This window comes from Methylophilus sp. Leaf416 (assembly GCF_001424665.1).
GTDB lineage: Bacteria > Pseudomonadota > Gammaproteobacteria > Burkholderiales > Methylophilaceae > Methylophilus.
The window spans coordinates 381,911-402,208 of the sequence record NZ_LMQS01000003.1 but is presented as its reverse complement, the minus strand read 5'-3'; the positions used below and the strand labels follow the sequence as shown (position 1 = coordinate 402,208).

The window sequence follows — 20,298 nt, the reverse complement described above, 5'->3', positions numbered from 1 at the left end:
GTAACAATCTGCAAGTGAATGGAGTGAAGAAATGAATCAGGGACTATATAAACTAGTATTCAGTAAGATCCACCGTGCGATGGTGGTGGTGTCCGAGATTGTTTCTTCACGTAGCGGGGATGGGCGCAGCCGCACCCGCCATGCGCGGCGCACAGCTGTCATCTGCCTGGCACTCAGCATGCTGCCCGGGCCATGGATGGTCATGTCTGCCTGGGCCGACCTGCCTGGAGGCATCAGTATTCGTGATATAGTCACTCCGGCGGGAGCTATCAGGGATGCTGCGCAAGTTAACGTTGCAAATATAGTCAGTTCCAGCGCAAATCACCTCAACCTTCAGCAGTTGATCCCTAGGGCCATTATCAATTACAACAAGTTCGACCTGGCTAACGGACAATCCTTTTTCGTTGATATGCAGCCGGGCTGGTCACTGCTGAATCGTGTACATAGTGTAGATCCTAGTTACATCAATGGTAATGTGACTGGCGCTGGCAATATTTATTTTATTAATGCTAACGGTGTCATTATCGGCAAGGATGCGGTATTCAATGTCGGCTCACTCTACGCCGGCACATTAAACATCGCCGATGATTTATTTAAAGCGGGATTTATTAACGACACTGGTTATAACAGTGTTTTTGAACTTGTTGGTGCAATCGATCCTGTAGAAGCCAGCAGAATATATAACGGCGAAGTTCGAGTGGAGTCTGGGGCGCAGATCAATGCCAGTAAAGGTGGTAAGGTGATGTTGTTTGCACCTAACGTGACGGTTGAAAAAGATGCTGTGATCAGGACGCCGGATGGTCAGACCATACTGACGGCAGGCAGGAAGATCTACCTCAAGTCCAGTAAGGATCCGGCAGGCATGCTGGTGGAGGTCGCCTCAGGCGGCACCGCGACCAACCTGGGCAAGATAGTCGCCGAACGCGGCAATATCACCATGATGGGGCTGGCGGTGAACCAGATGGGTACCTTGTCGGCCACAACCTCGGTGCGTGCGAATGGCAGCATCAAGCTGTTGGCGCAAGAAGATGTGAGTGTGACCGGTGGTCAGGAAACACTGAACCGTAACGGTATCGTCACCTTAGGGACTGGTAGTGTGACCGAAGTCAAACCCGATATGACAGATACAGAAGAGGTATTGGCTTCGCTGGCTTTCACGCCTTCGGATATCACGATACAAGGCAGCCTGATCAATATCGATGGCCTGGTCAGTGCCAAAGGCGGCAATGTCAACTTGAACAGCCAGTTTGACGCCGCAGCCGTGCTCAACAGCCCGGTCACACGACGCATACACCTGGGCCAGAACGCCACCATAGATGTATCAGGTGTGGATGCCATTGCGCCTATGTCGCGCAACCAGGTGACGGTGCAGCTGAACTCGGATGCCTTGAGAGACAATCCGATCTTGCGCGGCTCTAACCTGTTTGGCAAGACGGTTTATCTTGATGCGCGTAAAGGCACCAGCCTGTTCAACCTGCAGCCGTATATCAGCGCCACGCGTATGGCAACGGTGACAGAAAAAATGACCAATGCCGGTAAAGTGAACTTGTCAGCCAAAGAAGTCGTGGCTGAAAAAGGCTCGGTGATCAACGTTTCCGGTGGTTCCACCACTTACACCGGCGGTGCCCTGAAAGAATCGCAGGTGCTTTACAACGGCAGACTGGTGCCTATTTCACAGGCGCTGCCCGGCGTACAGTATAACGGCATCGGTGATACGTTGACTGTCACCGACAGGAAATGGGGCACGACAACCACGCTGACCCTGGGCAACCTGAGTTATAACGTAGCCGGCTTTATGGATGCGGCCAATGCTGGCACTATCTCTATCACTCCCAATGCCGGCTCAGATTTTGTACAGAAACTGGTGCTTGATGGCTCACTGTTAGGGAATACCAAAATTGGTGCGCAGCAGTTGCTGGATGGCAGGATTCCTCAGGGCGCTACCTTGCAGGCCAGTGCGCGCAACCTCGACCTGGTCGCTTCAGTACAAAACCTGGCACCTGACTTTGAGTTCGGTGATGTGTTGGCCGATGATGATAATTTTATCTCACGTATAGGCACAGGTTTTCTGCGCCAGGGTTTTAACCACATCAACTTCACAGATGTGCTTGTGCTCAATGTCAATACTGCACTCAACCTGGACCCCAAAGGCGAGATCGCCATGGGTATCTTAGGCGGCACGGTCAATATCAATAAAGATATCATTGCGCGTGGTTCTAATGTGGCACTCAATGCCCAAGTGACCAATATTGCAGATAATGTCAACATTTCCACCGCAGGTAATTTCGTCAATAACCGCACCGGATTGCAAGGTGCAATGACCAAGCAGACCGTAGAAGATGCAGGGGATATCAAGATCGGCCTCGCGGTGTTTGGCAAAGGGGTCAAGCTGGATGCTTCTGCCGGTGCGTATGTGGATAGCAAAGGCGCTTTGCATACTGGTCAGGCTGGAGATATCGGTTTTAGTACCGAAAGCCAGTTACCTGGCGACCTCAGCCTGAGTGCCTACGGTTTCGATAAAGGCGGCGAGCTTAATATTCAGTTTGCTCCGGGCAGACAGTACAACCTCCACATAGGCGCTCCCAGTGTCATCGCCGATGGTTCAAATTTCACGCTGGCAAACAGTTTTTTCAGTCAGGGCGGCTTTTCCAAATATCATCTGGGTGGCTTTAATATCCATGTGGGTGCAGACAATGCCGGCAGCAGCCTGGTGTACGGTGTAGCGCAAACCCTGCAGATGAGGTCTGGGTATGACGTGCTCTCCAGCACAGATAATATATTTGGGCTGACCCGTCTGATCACGCAGCCGGATTATCTGCGGCAAGCAGTGTCATTCGATTTTGCCACTTTTATTGCCAATAGCGCGCTTGGTGTGCTGACAGTACATGAAAACGCCCATATCAAGACCGATGCCGGCGGCAGCGTACAACTGGCTGCGGAAAAACAACTCAATGTGCTGGGCGATGTGACTGCCCAAGGTGGCAACATTACCCTGAAGATCAATGATGTGGATGCCACTCTGCCTGAAGACACTAGCCAAATGGTATTCATAGGGGATAAGGCCAGACTGGATGCCTCAGGTACCAGTTTTGCGCTGCCTGGTTCCCGCGCCGGCCTGCCGCTGAACAAGCTGGTCAATGCCGGCACCATCACTGTCAATAGTACAGAGAATGGTGCCAAAGGTGCGCTAGTGATCAAGCAGGGGGCAGTGTTGGATGTTTCTGCTACTCAAGTAACGACGACTACCCTGACCAACCGCAGCTATCTGACCGAAACCTTGTATGGCGATGCCGGCTTTATCAATCTGTATGGCTATGGCAGCCTGCTGGTAGATGGCACCTTGTCCGGGCACGCGCAGGGCACTGGCCGTGGCGGCAGCCTGTCCATGTTGTTTGAAGGCGTAGATTTTACTTCGGCTGATCCTTATCTCAATGAAAGTGGCCGCTTCCATGTGACCAATCAACTGCAACTGCTGGCTTCGGGTATCCAGGCCGGCACTGCGTTGAAAGATACTAGCGGCCCGATCACGCCTGCCAGTGGTCAGTTGCAACGCGCACAGATCTCTGCGCAACAGATAGAATCCGGCGGCTTTGACAATGTACGCCTGGGCAGCTTTATCAGGAATGCTGATAATAGCAACAGCCGCCTGTCGCTAGCCGCTGATCTTGACCTGGCCATCGCCGGCAATCTGCGTCTCGATAGCGCTGTGCTGCAAGTGCTTGGCAATGGGCATGCCCAGATTAATGCTGGCCATTTGCAACTGTATAGCCGCAAGCAAGCCTTGGATCCTTCAATACTCACCGGTAGTGGTGAACTCAGCCTCAACGCAAACCAGATCTATATTGATGGCCTGGTTGCCACCAGTGGTGTCAACCGTACCAACCTAAATGCCATGCGTGATATCCACGGCCAGGGCGCGACCTCCTTTGCCGAACTGGGCAAGACGGCGTCCGATTCAGGCTTGACTACTCAGGGCGAGCTTAATCTGGTGGCCAGGCAGGTGTACCCGGATACCGGCGCCAAGCTCACATTCAATGCTCAAGGTGCCAATAGCCGTATTAATGTCCGCTCCAGCGGCCTGGCACCAGTCAATGTATTATCCGGTGGCGGTATCCTCACCTTGCAGGCCGATCATATCCAGCAGGATGGTGTGTTAAAAGCGCCGTTCGGCCAGATAAACCTGATAGGCAACCAGAGTCTCACCTTGGGTGCAGGTAGTCTGACATCGGTTTCCGGCAACGGCATGATCATCCCGTTCGGGGTCACCAGATCTGCGGGTGAGGTATTCAACCCGGATGGCGGGGCGACCCGCAACCTTGTAGAAAAAGTAGTCTTGATGAAGGCACCAAACACCCAGACCAATGAGGGCGCCGTCATAGACGCCTCGGGTGGCGGTGACCTTTTTGCCTATGAGTGGATCGAAGGCGGCGTCGGTGGTACCAGAGATATACTGGCTGACCCGAATACCTATGCGCTGATACCCGGCATGGTTGGTGAATACGCGGGCATGGACCGTAACTTCACCAACGAATCCAAAGGGGTGGTAGAGTTCGGCCAGACCATCTATATCACTGGCGTCGCCGGTATCCCTAGCGGCAACTACACCCTGTTGCCTGCGCGTTATGCACTGGTCCCGGGCGCGTTTGTCGTCCAGCGCAGCGATGCCAGCCTGCTACGCGGGCAGACTACCGCCCTGCAGGACGGCAGCATGCTTACTACCGGTTACATGGCTGACCTGAATACCGGTGCTAAAGATGCCAACTGGTCCACTTTCCGCGTAATCAATGGCAATGTGTTCCGCCCGGCAGACGGCACGGTTTCTCAGGCGCCTTCGCAGTATATGCTCACCAATGCCAGCACCTTTTTCTCTGACCCCTTGAACACTAATGGGGTAAATGTGAAAACGACACAGGATGCAGGCACACTCAGCCTGGAGGCGCAACAGCTCACGCTCGCGGCAACCGTAGTGGCCAACAGGATCACCGGTGCTGACGGCCTGATGGTCGACATCAGTTCAGACAATATCCGTGTTGTCAGCGACGTGGACAGTGCCGACAACACCAGCCTGCAATTGAAGGCCAGCCAGCTGAATGCACTCAATGCCGAGAGTATCCTGCTTGGCGGCACGCGTAGCCAGGGTAGTAACGGCACCAACATCACTACCGTTGCCAGTAGCGTCAGCGTGGAGAATGATGCTGACCATGCCTTGAACGTAGTAGAGTTTCTGGCTAGCGCAACCGACAACATTAGCGTGGCTACCGGTGCAGTGATCAATACCGGTGCCGCTAATGCCAATGCCAAAACAGTGAATATCAACACCAGTGGCGATGGCGCTTTCCTCGGCCTTTCATCAGGTAGCACCTTGTCATATACCCGCAGAGATCCAACGCTTAACTCTGTGACCGGCACGCTGAATATCGCCGCCAATGCCCAGCTAGGCGCAGGCAATGCGCTGGTGATGGATGCCAGCCGCACCGTCAGTTTTGCTGGCGATATCACCCTGGCCAGTGGTGCGCACGTCACCCTGGGTTCCAATCGTATCCTGATCGGTAGTGCACCTTCTTCTGTATCCGGCCTGCATGTCGACGACCAGACCCTGGCGCAACTGGATAATGTGTCCAACCTGACCCTGAACAGCTACAGCACAGTGGATACCTATGGCAGTGTCGATTTCGGCAATGACAAGCTGAACCTGACCGTGAACGCTGCCGGTATTGCCGGTCACCTAGCTGATGGCGAAGTCAGTGCCCCGGCTAACCAGAACGTCACTTTCAACACCAAGAGCTTTACCCTGAAAAATACAGTGGATGCCAGTTACACGGCGCCAGCCGACCCGTCAGGCCGTACCCTGCAGATCAATGCAGAAACGGTTTCCCTGCAGGGTGATCGTAGTGCGGTGTTGAATAACAACACCGTTGCCAGCGGTGACCGCAACACCCTAGGCGGTTATAACGCCGTGCGCATTGACACCAAGACGCTGACTGTGGCCGAGCGTGGCGCGCTGGATCTGCAAGTCAACCAGACTACCCTCAATGTCGGCAGGATCAGCGCCGAAAGCAGCGCCAATTACACCGTGGGCAGCAGCGGTACGCTGACCACCAGCCAGGGCAACACCAGCGGTCTTGCCGCCAATAGCAATATCGGCGGTGCATTGACCCTGCAGGCGAATAACCTGCAGGTAAACAGCCGCATAGAGACCCTGGGTGGCCAGGTTAACCTGCAAGGCACCAGCCAGCTGCAGCTGGGTAGCCAGGCGGTTGTTTCCGCCGCTTCCGCCAGCAAGACCTTTGCTGATAAAACCCTTTATGTCGATGCCGGTAAAGTGCAGTTGAACAGCAGTGGCGGCAATATCAGCGTGGATAACGGGGCGGTGGTGGATGTCAGCGCCCGTGGTGATGCCGACGCCGGTAAGGTCAACGTGTCTGCTGCCAACGGCAACCTGCTGTTGCAAGGTCAGCTGGATGGCCGCGCCCATGGTAGCGGCCACGGCGGCGCATTAGCTGTTGATGTGCACAGCCTGCCTTCCATCGCTGCGGTTGACCAGCAGGCGCAGGGTTTCAGCCTAAGTCGCAGTTACCGTGCCCGCACAGGTGATATCGCTATCGATGGCACCGGCAGTCAGGCGCTGACCGCCCAGCAGGTCGCGGTGAGCGCAGACCAAGGCGCAATCACAGTATCCGGCACTATCAATGCCAACAGCTACAAGCAGGGTAGCATCAGCCTGTATGCACATGATGACCTGACCCTGCAAGGTAGCGCGCAACTCACGGCCAATTCCTCCACGGCTGGCGCCGAAGGCGGCAAAGTACTGCTGGCGACCAGCAACGGTGCGCTTAACTTGGAACAGGGTTCCAGCATACAAGTGGCCGCTGGCAGCGGCGGTACCGGCGGTAGCGTACAGTTGCGCGCACCACGCACCGGTGCCGGGTCGGGTAACGGCGTCGCGGTCAACCAGCTGGCTACCAGTATCAATGGTGCACAATCGGTAGTGCTGGAAGCTTTCCGTGTCTACAATAATGTAGACACTATCAGCAGCAGTGGTGGCGCAGCCGGAAGCAATATTCTGGATCACGCCATGCTAGCCACAGATGTGACTGATTTCATGGCTAACCAGGCCAGTATCCTGGCAGCCCTAGGCAAGGGCGGCGATAGCACTTTCCACCTGCGTGCAGGCCAGGAAGTGCGTTCCAGCGGAGACCTCACCATCGATGCCGACTGGGATCTGTACACGACGTCGCGTGCTGGCAATGAGCCGGGCGTACTCACTCTGCGAGCAGCCAATAACTTGTATATGAATGGTTCGCTCAGCGACGGTTTTGCAGGGAGCGACAGCAGCGCAACCATAGGTGAAGGTAATTCCTGGAGCTACCGTCTTGTAGCGGGTGCTGATCTGGCAGCGGCCAATATGATGAACACAGTGCCTTCAGCTGTGGACAGCACCGGTAACAGCGTGACCGGCAAACTGGTGCTGGCTGACGGCAAGCTGATCAGGACCGGTACCGGCGATATCGAGATTGCTACCGGTGGTGACCTTACCATGACAGGCGTCAGTTCCGTGATCTACACCGCTGGGGTACAGGCTGCCACACTAACAGGTTTTACCTTACCAGCTGTAACACAGAAGCCACTCTACCTTGATAACGGTGGCGATATCCGGCTGGATGTAGGAGGCAGTATCTGGGGTGCAGAAACCGATATCAGTGCCGACCGCCAGGTGATCAACCAGTGGCTGTTCCGCCAGGGCTTCAATGGTACGACCGTCGCTTCAATCCGGGATACTTCGTGGTGGGTCAGGCCTGACCTGTTCCAGCAAAGCTTGGCGGCGCTGGGCGGTGGTAATGTCACTATTAACGCCGGTAACAATATTGCCAATTTCTCGGCCTCGGTACCTACTACCGCCCGCTATGACAACTTCGGTGCTGGTGCTACCGCTAACAACATAGTCAACGGCGGCGGAGACCTGGCGATCACTGCTGGCGGCAATCTGATGGGCGGCACCTATTTCATAGGCAAAGGCGCAGGTAGCATTAAAGTCGATGGCAGTATAGATCTGCAGGCAGATAAACAATATGGCACCATACTGGCGATGATGGAAGGTCGCTGGGATGTCAGCGCCGCCAAGGATGTCCGTATCGAAGCCACTATTAATCCTACTCTGCTGCCCCAGTCGAGCACTAATTCAAATACCAGCAATTCCAGCTATTTCAACAGTTACGCTCAATCTGCTGCTGTGCATGTCGAGTCTGTGACTGGTAATGTGCGCTATGCCTACGACACAGACCAGTTGTATAAAGACTCAGGCTTGCATTCGGCAATCGGTGGCCAAAACGTAAACCCGGGTACTCTGGACCTCACTTCAGTGAATGAGGGCATCAGCCTGGGCACAGCTTACCTGGTACCGTATAGCCAGGGTAATGTCTCATTGCTGTCAGAAAAAGATGTGAAAATTGGCGTACTGATGATGTCTGATGCCAACTGGAGCGATATCCCCAGCATTCATAACCCGGTGCGCGCCAGTTTCTTTAACGACGCACAGAGCAATTTGACTAGTCGGGAGTATCAATATTTTAACAACCATGCCACCAGCCTGGTGCATGCCAATGATACGCAGTCATCCTATATTGTTTCCCGCAGTGGCAACATCGAAGGTAATCTCAGTCCAACCGAGCAGACTATAGTGCCCGGATTGATCTATATCCCTGAGAAGAGCCGGATCGTTGCCGGGCAGGATGTGACCCAGGTGAATATCGCCCTGCAGAATAGCCGTAGCAGCGATATCAGCGTGGTGGCTGCCGGTCGGGATGTGAATACTAAGAACATCGTGATTGCCGGTCCCGGTGAGTTGCTGGTTCAGGCCGGCAGGAATATAGACCTGGTTTACAATGATATTACCAATATCCAGGCCACCGGCAACACCGGTACCAGCAATGCGGTTTTCGAATATACGCCGGCCTTACGGGCCAATACCTCGTTGCCTGAGGGCGGGGCCTCCATCAGCCTGCTGGCCGGGGTAGGGCCAGGGGGTAATGTGCAGGATTATATAGATTTGTATATCTCACCCACAGGCGCTGGTCCGGCTTTGTTGGCGGGCAATGGCAGTGGCTTGAGCAGCTACAGGCAGGCTACCGCCGCCTACCTGCTGGCATTCATGCAAAAACTGACGGGTAATGTGAACCTGACAGCCGCCGGTGCTTACACGCAATTCCTTGCGCAGCCGGATGCTATTAAAACCGTGTTCGTCAACCGTCACCTCACCAGTGAGTTGGTGAATTCCGCTGAAGGCTTTGCCAAGGCGGGTAATCACCAACGTGCCTATGATGCGCTGGATACCTTGTACCCTACCAAATATGCTGGCGATATCCTGATGTTTAACTCCAAGATATCCACCAACAGCGGCGGTAGCATAGACCTGATTACCCCAAGCGGCCTGATCAACGTCGGTGTGCCTGGGAAAGGTGGAGACATAGGCGTGATTACCGAAAAAGGCGGTGAGATCCGCGCCATCGCAGATGGCGATTTCTCGGTCAACCAGTCCAAGGTCATTACCCAGTTTGGCAGTGATATCACTATCTGGTCCACTAACGGCACTATTGATGCCGGGCGTGGTTCCAAGGCGGCTACCTCGATACCGGAGCGCATCGTGCAAACCGATGTCTACGGCAATACGCGGGTAGAAGTGCGCGGCGTGGCTTCCGGTAGCGGTATTCGCGCCCAGAACTATGACCCGGATGGGCCGAGTGGCAGGGATACTGGTCCTAATGATGGGAAGGCAGGTAACGTCATCCTGATTGCTCCGGTAGTGGATGCGGGTGAGGCAGGTATTGAAGCAGGTGACTTGTTTATTGTCGCCCCCGTCGTGTTGAACACCGCTAACATTCAGGTGCAAGGTACTTCTTCTGGTGTGCCGGTTGCCGCTGCTAACAGCCTAGCCGGGGTAAGCACCGGATTATCACCCGATTCAGTCAATGCTGCCGCACAAGCGGTCGCTCAGAACGTAGCTAATTCGGCCGCCACCAGCACTTTGTCCAAGCCGGTATTGCCATCTATTATTTCTGTGGACGTTATCGGGATCGGGCGCTAAGTCATTTAGTACTTCAGTCCATAACAAAAACGCCCTCAGTTTAAGTGAGGGCGTTTTTGTTTACTTTAGTGAACCTAAGTAGATAGTGGGTATTTATAAAGTAGCAAATGCCTTGCGCAGTTCACCTATCGCAAACACCTGCGCTTCCCTGGCTTTGGCAACCACATCCGCCATACCAAAAAACTCATGGGTAACACCGGTATAGTGACGGTAAGTCACTGGGATACCATCACTTTCCAGGCGTTCGGCAAATTCTTTGCCTTCTTCATACAGCGGATCAATTTCTGCGGTAATCACTGTCGCTGGCGGCAGGTCTTTCAGTGAACTTGCTTTGTCCGGCAATGCATAGGAACTGTAAGCATCAATGGGTTCACTGTAATGTTTGAAGAACCAGTTCATCATTGCCGCGTTCAGCGGTTTAGCGTTTGCGTTGTCAATGTATGAAGAGTTAAACACATTGTTATTCACCACCGGATAGATCAGTAACTGGTGCAACGGCTGTGTCACATCCTTATCACGTGCCATCAATGATACGACTGCGGCCAGGTTGCCACCTGCACTCTCACCGGCAACGGCGATACGCTTGCGGTCACCATTGATTTCTTCCGCATGTGCCAACAGCCACTGGTAAGCGGCAAACGCTTCGTTCGGCTGAGTTGGGAATTGATGCTCAGGTGCCTGGTGGTAATCCAGTGACACCACTACTGCCTGCACGCCTTGGGCAAGCGCAATGATTGACGCTTCATAGGTTTTGGTATCAGCAATTACAAAACCACCACCATGGAAGTACAGAATTACCGGGAAAGGACCTTCGCCATGCGGGGTATACACTTGTGCAGGCACACTACCCAGTGGACCGCCTGGAATACTGATTGTAGATTTAGTATATAACTGGGTTGGTGACTGATGACCACTTTCAGTCAGCAGTTTTTTCACCGCATCGGTGGGTGTGGGTTGCTGGCGTGCTTCCTGGGGCGATAAAGTCTCAATCGGCTTACCCCCAAGTGTAGCGAGTGCGTCCAGCACTTTTTGCATGTCAGGATCAGCAGCAGGAGGCTCACCGCCCAAGGCTTTTTTGATTGCTTCAACCGGGCCTGATCCCTCAATCGCAGGGAGGATACCCGCTACTTTATTCAGTAAAGTGTCATTGTTGGATGTTGTCGCCATAACTTTTCCTTTCATTGGCTGAGAGTAAATATGCTGAAAACATACCTTAGCCAGTTAGCAACTATGTTCCTATCAGGTATAGCGCCAAATTTATGTAGGAAAAGCTCTACAAGTTAATTTCATCCACTACAGTTCCAGTGACGAAATGCAGGGAGCCAAGATTAATGGCTGCTAATAAAAACTGCAGACGTCAGACTAACTAGTCTGCAAGTCTGGTCGCTGACCTAAAACTGTATTAATCCCATTGCCTTTCAGGCCTGTTCCATAGTCCGACCTACCTAGTTTTGTGGCAGCAAACTTAATAATTTCCCCTCGCTAAATTGCTAAATTAATCAGGCTTTTATTCAAGTCGAAAACTTGCGGAGTCCGAGAAATGAAATTAAAAAAATTACAGTGGTTGCTGGCTTTATCCGGGCTGGTTCAAATGAGCCTGACAGCCCAGGCCGGCGTTGTCATTAGCCAGATTTATGGTGGTCAGGGCAATGTCTTTAACCAGGATTATGTGGAGCTGTTCAACAACGGCAACGCTGCCGTTGATATCAGCGGCTGGTCTGTGCAATACAGCAGCGCCACCGGTACCGGTAACTTTTCTGCCAACGGCGTGACAACGCTGTCTGGCCTGTTGCAGCCTGGCCAATATTACCTGGCGGGTTTAAGAAGTGCTGCCAATGGCTCAGCACTGCCAACGTCTGATACCAGCAATAACGCGACTGACATGAGCGGCACCAACGGCAAGGTGGTGCTGGTAAACAGCAGCACAGGTTTAGCCTGTAACGGTGGTTCAACCGCTTGCAGCCCGGCACAACTGGCACAGATTGTTGACCTGGTAGGTTACGGTTCAGCCAACTTCTTTGAAGGCTCAGCCGCTCCTGCGATCAGCAGCAGCACCGCATTGTTGAGGAAAAACAATGGCTGCCAGGACAGTAACCAGAACAACAACGATTTCTCCACCGGCACACCGGCACCACGTAACAGCAGCAGTGCGGTGAATGTATGTGGCGGCGGTAATCCAGGTAACCAGCCGATTGTGACCTCCTGCCCGGCAGTTACTTTGCAGGTAGGCGAAGCGGGTTCTGTATTACTTCAGGCTTCTGATGCAGACAGTATTGTTAACGCAGCGACGCTGTCTGCCACTGCACCAGCCGGTGTGACATTGAGCAATTTTATCGCAGCAGGTAGCGATGGCCAGCCAGCCAGCGCAAGCTTGCAACTGGATGGCAGCCTGCCAGCCGGGACTTACGCGGTTGACGTGAAGTTTGACAATAACGAAGCGCAAACCGCGACGTGTAGCGTGAGTGTTACGGTGCAAAGTAGCAGCATTACCCGTATCTTCCAGATCCAGGGTAGTGGATTAGGCGTTGCTTCAGTTAGCCCGCTCAATGGTCAGAACGTGACCACAGAAGGCGTAGTGACTGCCGTGTTCCCGGGCTTGAATGGCTTCTATCTCCAGGACGAAGCCGGTGACGGTAACCCGCTGACTTCTGACGGTATTTTTGTTTACCTGGGTTCCGGTGTGACACCGACTGTCAGCAAAGGCCAGAAAGTGCGCTTGAATGCCAGTGTGACCGAGTTCAATACCATTACCGAGCTGATCAATGTCAGTGGTTTGCAGGTACTGAGCAGCAATAAAGTCATTCTGCCAACTGACATTATCTTACCGGAAGTGACTGAAGGTGACCTGGAAGCCTATGAAGGCATGCTGGTACGCATTACCACCCCATTGACCGCTTCCCAGAACTACTTCCAGGGCCGTTATGGTCAGGTGACTCTATCTGCTGAAGGTCGCATGATCAAGCCGACCAATATTCACCCGGCCAACTCAACAGCTGCGGCACAACTGGCTGATGACAATGCACGTCGTCGCCTGGTGCTGGATGACGGCAGCAGCGTGCAAAACCCTAACCCGATTCCATTTATTGGTGAAGACAATACCTTGCGCGCTGGCGACATTGTGGAAAACCTGGTTGGCGTGATTGACCATGGTTTGATCACGGCTTCCAACCCGGGTCCACGTGACTACAAGCTGCATCCAACCGAGCCAGTGCAATTCAGCCGTGAAAATGTGCGTACTGCGGCCCCTGCCAGCGTAGGTGGTAATGTCAAAGTTGCCAGCTTTAACGTGCTGAACTACTTCACAACGTTCACTAACGGCGCAACAGCCAGCGGCCAAAGCGGCCAAGGTTGCCGCCTGGGTAGCAGTGTGTCTGCCTCTAACTGCCGCGGTGCCAATAACCTGATGGAATTCAACCGTCAGCGTAACAAGATCGTACGTGCACTGACAGCGATCAATGCTGACGTGGTTGGCCTGATGGAAATCCAGAACAACGGATCCACGGCTGCGCAAGATCTGGTCAATGGCCTGAATGCAGTGTTGGGTGCCAATACCTACGCCGTGATTGCTGATCCGGCCAACGGTACCGGTACCGATGCGATCAAGGTGGCCATGATTTACAAACCCACTCGTCTGACACCTACGGCAGCAGCTTTATCTGATAACAACAGCATCAATAATCGTCCAACCCTGGCACAAACGTTCCAGGCTGCCAACGGTGAAAAGTTCTCTGTGCTGGTGAATCACCTGAAATCCAAAAGCTGCTCCGATGCAGGGGGTGCAGACGCAGATCAAGGTGATGGTCAAGGTTGCTACAACTCACAACGTCTGGCACAAGCTAACCAGTTAGTGCAATTCATCCAGACCGTGAAAAACCAGGCTAACAATCCAAACGTGATGGTGATTGGTGACTTGAACGCTTACGGCAAGGAAGACCCTGTGCTGGTGCTTGAAAATGCCGGTTTGCAGGATCAGATTGCACGCTTCAATGACCAGGCCGGTTACTCCTATGTGTTTGATGGTGAATCCGGTTACCTCGACCACGCACTGGCAAATGCTGATCTGGCCGCGAAAGTTACAGGCACTGTGCACTGGCATATCAACGCCGATGAACCCTTTGTCATTGATTACAACACCGAGTTCAAACCACAAGACTTGTACACAGACTCACCATACCGGTCATCTGACCATGATCCGGTAATCGTAGGTCTGCAACTGGTGAAATCGATACAAGGTTCTGCTCAGCGCGACACATTGATAGGTACTGCGGGTGATGACGTACTGACCGGCGGTATCGGTGCTGACACCATCACCGGCGGAGCTGGCCGCGACCTGTTCGTGTATCAGAGCATGCGTGATGCGACTGACACCATTACTGACTTTACGCCAAGTGAAGATCAGCTGGATATCCGTGAATTGCTGCAAAGCATCGGCTATCAGGGCGCACAACCGTTCGATGATGGCGTGGCACGCTGGGTCAGCGTTGCCGGCGGGACGCAATTACAGATTTCAGCCAAGCCACTGGTCACCTTAAGAGGGGTGACACCGGCCAGCCTGAATGCGCAGCGCGACGTACGTTGGTAAGTAAGTTTGCGTTCATAAGTCGGCGTGACCCAAGTATCACGCCGACAAACAACAAACCATGAAATAAGCGGTTATTAAAATTTACATTGAGAGAGGATTTATCATGAAAAAAATCAGTTTAATCGTAGCACTGCTACTGTCCACACAAGCTAACGCGGCATTAAATGCCGGTGACATCCTGTTCACGTCATTCAACGCTGATGAAGATGGTCTGTCATTTGTGACTTTAGTTGATATCGCTGCCAACACCACGATCTACTTCAGCGATAACGAGTGGACCGGTAGCGCATTCAACACAGGTGAAAGCTACAACCAGTGGGTTTCCAGCAGCGTTGTGACTGCAGGTACAGTGGTGCGTTTTGCAGAATACGACAAAGCCACTTTGTCAGCCTCAACCGGCATCTTGTCTCGTGCAACCGTTAGCGGCAACAGCAACTGGGGTCTTTCCAACTCAGGGGAAACGGTTTATGCCTATGTAGGGTCTGGCGCCACTGCACCAACGACATTCCTGTCAGCCATCACTAACGGTACCTTCGCGTCGAATGGTCCGTTGACCAACACAGGCCTGATCAATGGTGTGAACGCTATTGAACTGACTGCTAAAGCCGGTGCTTCCAGCGAGCCAGACTATGCAGAATACAACGGTGTACGCAGTGGCTTGAACAATTTTGCTGATTACAAGGCGCAAGTCGCTGATGTGAATAACTGGAATATAGACACTGTGAATAACAGCGTGTCAGCCGGTGTCGTGCCTAACACGACTGCATTCACCATTAACGCAGTGACACCAGTGCCGAAAGCAGACAGCGCAGCGATGTTGCTGGCTGGGTTGGGTTTATTGGGTCTGGTTCGTCGTCAATCACGTTAATACTGAATAAAGAGTGCCGTGATTTTCGCGGCACTCCATGGAGAAGAACATGTTTAAACTGAAACAATTAACTGTATGCGTTGCGCTGGCATTCACTGCCGGTAGCGCCTTGGCAGAAGGCGTGACTGTATTACACGTAGGTGACCAGGAAAGCTGGTTATTGTCTGCACAAGGTAACTTGCGCGATGACGCCGGCCAGGCCATTTCGTTTTACGGTGGCGTTGACCGTCTTGCCTCTGTGATTAAAAATGCCGAAACAGCTGCTGTGGCGCAAAGCCGTACAGTACTGAAACTGAATGCCGGTGATGCATTTTTGCCAGGCCCTCGGTTTACGGCCAGCTTGAATAACCTGGCTAACAGCTTTAGCGATGGAGGCCAGGATTTTTATGATGCGATTGCTTTACGCCAGATTGGTTTTGACGCCATGGTGTTCGGTAACCACGAATTTGACCTCGGCCCGCAAGTGGCTGCGCGTTTTGCGAAAGTATCCGGCAGCACTTATCTTTCCAGCAACCTGAATTTCAATGCCACCTCAGAATTCAGCGCATTGAAAGCCAGCGGCCAGGTAGCACCTTCCAAAGTGATCACCACCACTGCCGGTCATAAAATCGGCTTGGTAGGCGCGACGACACCGTTATTGCCAAGTATCTCATCCCCTGGTGCAGTGAATGTGATTGGCTACGATGCCAGCAATACTGAAGCACAAAACCTGCAAGCGCTGATTCCTATTATCCAGGCCGAAATCACCCGCCTGCGTAGTGAGCAAGGTGTGACGACAGTGATTTTGATGAGCCACCTGCAAAATGCAGCTAACGAGATCAATGTGGTGATTCCGGCGCTGACCGGTGTTGACCTGGTATTGTCTGGTGGCGGCCATGAGTTGATGGTGGACCCTGATGATGCGCTGATCAATGGTGGCGTAGCCGCCACGTTCACTTCACACCCGGTAAATGCTGTGGATGCGAACGGCAAAACAGTGCCGGTATTAACCAGCCACTTTGGTAACCGTTATGTGGACCAGGTCAATTTCACGATTGATGACAGCAATGGTAAATTTGTGTCGATTGAATCCAGCAAAATGATGCGCGTGACTGGTGCTGCTGCCGATGCAGACCGCGTAGCCGGGGATGCAACGATTAAAGCACAGGTAGTGACGCCAGTGCAGAACTATATTTCTGTGCTGAATGCTCAAATCATTGGCACGACAGCGGTTAAGTTGAATGGCCCGACACACACTACTTGTGCTGCTTTGCCATGCACATTTGTGGCCGGTGTTCGTAACGCAGAAACTGGCCTGGGTGACCTGGTTGCCGATGCAATGCGCTTTGCCGGTAAAACCGAGGTCGCGATCCAGAACAGTGGCGGTATCCGTACCAATATTGCTGCCGCTGGTAATGTGTCTGTTGGCGACACGTTCAATATCCTGCCATTTACCAACCTGGTCAAACGCGCACCAGCAGTGAATGCCACGCAATTGAAAGATTTGCTCGAACATGGTTATGGCGACACCAGCCCGACAGGTCGTGCCAATGGCCGTTACCCGCAAATCTCCGGTATGCAAGTGATTTACAACAGTACCAATGTTGCCAGAACGACTAAAGGCACCGGTAACCGCGTGCAACGCGTGGTGTTGGATGACGGCACTGTGCTGATTGATAACGGCGTCGTTGTCAACAACAGTCGTACCTTCTCGTTCACAACGATAGACTTCACTGCCGCTGGCGGTGATGGCTTCCCTTTCGCTGCTAACAACGTGGTATTCGAAGACAGCCCGTTCACCATCACCTACCAGGAAGCCCTGGCCAATTACATTCAATCACCCAAAGCTGAAGGTGGCCTGGGTCGCCTGAATAATGCCGATGGCGATGAAATCACTGTTAACTTCTACGGCCTGGAAAACCAGTATGACAAGGGTGGTCGTCTGATTGACCTGGCGATTGCAAAAACCACGCCTGGCGTGACACGTACTGGTACTGCCAGCCGAGATGTACTGGTGGGCACTGGCGGTGACGACATCATTAATGGCGGTTTGGGCGTAGATACGCTGACCGGCGGCGCAGGTAACGATGTATTCGTCTACAACAGTATGCGTGAAGCTGGTGACACCATCACTGACTTTACCCCATATGCCGACAAATTACAGTTAAGCGCATTGCTGGCTTCGCTGGGTGTTTCAGCCAATGCCGCGATTGCAGACGGATATATCAAGCTGCTGGATGTGACAGGTGGCGTGCAGGTGCTGGTGGATACCGATGGGGCTGCAGGCACGGCTGCCGCTAAAACACTGGTTAGCCTGAAAGGGCTTACCGCCAAGCAGGTTGCTCCTGCCAGAGACTTTATTCTTTAATTTTTGCCGATTAATTCTTTCTAGAGGAACATATGATGAAATCTTTAATTAAAAAAGCAGCACTGGTCGCGCTAATGAGCAGCATGTTACCTGCACAAGCGGCCATCCAGTCCTGGCAAGTATCGGGTGCAGTGGATTCCGGTCATTACAACGGTACCACTTACCAGGGCCAGTTCAGCTTTGATGATGCAGGCCTGTTGTCTTCCGGTACTGAACTGCTCAACCTGAGCAGCCTGCAATTCAACTTTGGCAGCACATTGTTTGATCTGAGCACAGCTGCACTAGCGCCAGCCACTGCAGTATTCCAGGATGGCGTGTTTACCGGTATCGAATGGTCAGTAGATGCTACCAATCCAGCGATTGGTTTCAGTCTGATTGCTGGTCTTTCAAACACCGGCGATGCATTCTTTGCTTACGATACCTCACTGGGTTTATCCGGTGCTGGCAACCTGACTTACACATTGTCAGCAGTGCCTGAGCCAACACAGTCCGGCATGATTCTGGTCGGCCTGGGTCTGATGGGCTACATTGCAGCTCGCCGCCATCCAAAATAAAAGGGTTTAACCTACTTTTACTACGACCTGTGTAACAGGCAGAAACGCCTACCTTGGCCCGGCTTTGCCGGGCTGTTTTTTTATGAAAATAAAAAAACTAGTCCGCCTAGTCCGATCTTAATTTCTCTGCAACATTCGCTCTATAGACTTGCACCTCGAATTAACTCGACTGCGATGGATATGAAGAAGTCTACCCTTGGTTTATTAACCAGCCTCTGTTTGTTGACCCTTGCTTTACCGGTGAAAGCTGCCTGGAATGCAGACTGGGCAACACAACAAAAAATCACGATTGATACCGCCAATATCAAGGAAGCCGTGAACCAGGCACCGGTGCTGGTTCGCCTACATTCAGGTAATTTTGACTTTACCGGCGCCAATGTAGATGGCTCGGATATCCGCTTTATTGCCGCAGATGACAAAACAGAACTCATGTTCTCATTAGAGAAGTATGACGCGGTGAATGAGCTGGCCGTGGCCTGGGTAGTGCTACCGCAATTATCTTCAGCGAATAAAGATCTGGCGATTGGTTTGTATACCGGAAATGAAAGCGCTAAAGCCACCAGTGATGTACAAGCTTTAAATGATCCGGCACTGCTGGCCCGTTTTGCTTTTTCTGATAAAGCCTTATTGAAAGATAGCGGTCCTAGCCAACTGACGGCCAGTGGTAATGCGACCCAGCAAAAAGCAGGCTTGATCGCAGAAAGTGCAACCCTCAATAATAGTCCGCTGACGATTACTTTGCCGGCAGCACCGCAGTTAGCCAATGGCGCCACCTGGTCAGTCTGGTTGAAGCCGGCCAACCTGCCGCAAACCGCAGAAGTATTCAAGAGTGGCAACGTCAGCCTGAAACTGAATGGCAATGCCCTGGTATTACAGGCTGGCGCAGCGACTGTTAACGGCGGGGAGTTGAAGCCAGGTCAATGGCAGCATATCGCACTGGTGTTCCAGGGCGGCCAGGCTGTGCTTTATATCAATGGTCAATCGGTCGGCCAGGCGCCGGCTAATGATGCCCAGGCGGCAGCAACATTGACGGTTGGTGATGCATTGAATGCCGAGATTGATGAATTGCAACTGGCTTCCACTGCACGTAGTGCCGCCTGGTTAAGCCTGGTTGCACAGTCACAAGGTGCCGATGCCAAACTGGTCAAAGTCACACCGGCTGGTGAGAGTGAAGGCGAAGAAGAAGGGGAAGCCAACTATATGGGCATCCTGATCGACAGCCTGACAGTCGATGCCAAGGTGGTGATTGCGATTCTGGCGGTGATGTTCGCTATCAGTGTCTGGGTGATGTTCAGCAAGGCCCGCCTGGTCACTATTACCGACAAGGATAATGCACTGTTCCTCAAACGCTTCCAGCAAGCTTCTACCCAGGATCTGCTGAACCTGGACAAGACTGGCACTTATAAAAACTCCAACCTGTTTGGCCTGTATAAAGCCGGGCTGCGTGAAATCAAGAAGCGTGAGCATGATGGCAAAGTGTCCCTGGGTGGTGCCTCCATCGATGCGATTAAAGCTGCCGTTGATGCCGACCTGGTACGTGAAACGCAGCGCATGAACAGCATGATGGTGTTACTGACCATCGCGATTTCAGGTGGCCCTTTCCTCGGCCTGCTGGGTACGGTGGTGGGTGTGATGATTACCTTTGCCGCGATTGCGGCTGCGGGTGATGTGAACGTCAACGCGATTGCGCCTGGTATTGCGGCTGCGTTGCTGGCTACAGTCGCCGGTCTGGGTGTGGCGATCCCTGCGCTGTTTGGCTACAACTACCTGGCCAGCCGTGTGAAAAACATCACCATCGCCATGCAGATTTTCGTCGATGAATTCATTACCCGTACCGCTGAACTGTACGGTAAGGAATAAGGCCGC

General features: G+C 52.9%; 7 protein-coding genes. 6 read left to right on the top strand and 1 reads right to left on the bottom strand.

What is annotated here, in order from left to right; all coding sequences use genetic code 11:
* Positions 1-31: 31 nt before the first annotated feature.
* Positions 32-10,081, top strand: a complete 10,050-nt coding sequence (locus ASG34_RS09710; protein ID WP_055829954.1) for a filamentous haemagglutinin family protein — start codon at positions 32-34, stop codon at positions 10,079-10,081.
* A 93-nt stretch (positions 10,082-10,174) separates the two neighbouring features.
* On the opposite strand, the gene ASG34_RS09705 is transcribed toward ASG34_RS09710, so the two are convergent.
* Entirely contained in the window at positions 10,175-11,248 is a 1,074-nt protein-coding gene (locus ASG34_RS09705) for an alpha/beta hydrolase (protein WP_235559758.1), read from the bottom strand.
* A 373-nt stretch (positions 11,249-11,621) separates the two neighbouring features.
* Between ASG34_RS09705 and ASG34_RS09700 the strand changes: the two genes are divergently transcribed.
* From ASG34_RS09700 to ASG34_RS09680, 5 genes are all read left to right on the top strand, one after another.
* Complete coding sequence (locus ASG34_RS09700) at positions 11,622-14,663, top strand: ExeM/NucH family extracellular endonuclease (RefSeq protein WP_055829952.1); 3,042 nt, start codon at positions 11,622-11,624, stop codon at positions 14,661-14,663.
* 103 nt (positions 14,664-14,766) lie between these two features.
* A complete protein-coding gene (locus tag ASG34_RS09695) occupies positions 14,767-15,531 on the top strand; it encodes a hypothetical protein (RefSeq protein WP_055829950.1) in 765 nt (254 codons plus the stop codon).
* 49 nt (positions 15,532-15,580) lie between these two features.
* Entirely contained in the window at positions 15,581-17,878 is a 2,298-nt protein-coding gene (locus ASG34_RS09690) for a 5'-nucleotidase C-terminal domain-containing protein (protein ID WP_055829948.1), read from the top strand.
* A 32-nt stretch (positions 17,879-17,910) separates the two neighbouring features.
* Positions 17,911-18,432, top strand: a complete 522-nt coding sequence (locus ASG34_RS09685) for a PEP-CTERM sorting domain-containing protein (RefSeq protein ID WP_235559757.1) — start codon at positions 17,911-17,913, stop codon at positions 18,430-18,432.
* A gap of 180 nt (positions 18,433-18,612) precedes the next feature.
* Positions 18,613-20,292 (top strand): MotA/TolQ/ExbB proton channel family protein, encoded by a 1,680-nt coding sequence (locus tag ASG34_RS09680; protein WP_055830043.1) that lies wholly within the window; start codon positions 18,613-18,615, stop codon positions 20,290-20,292.
* The last annotated feature ends 6 nt before the right edge of the window (positions 20,293-20,298 follow it).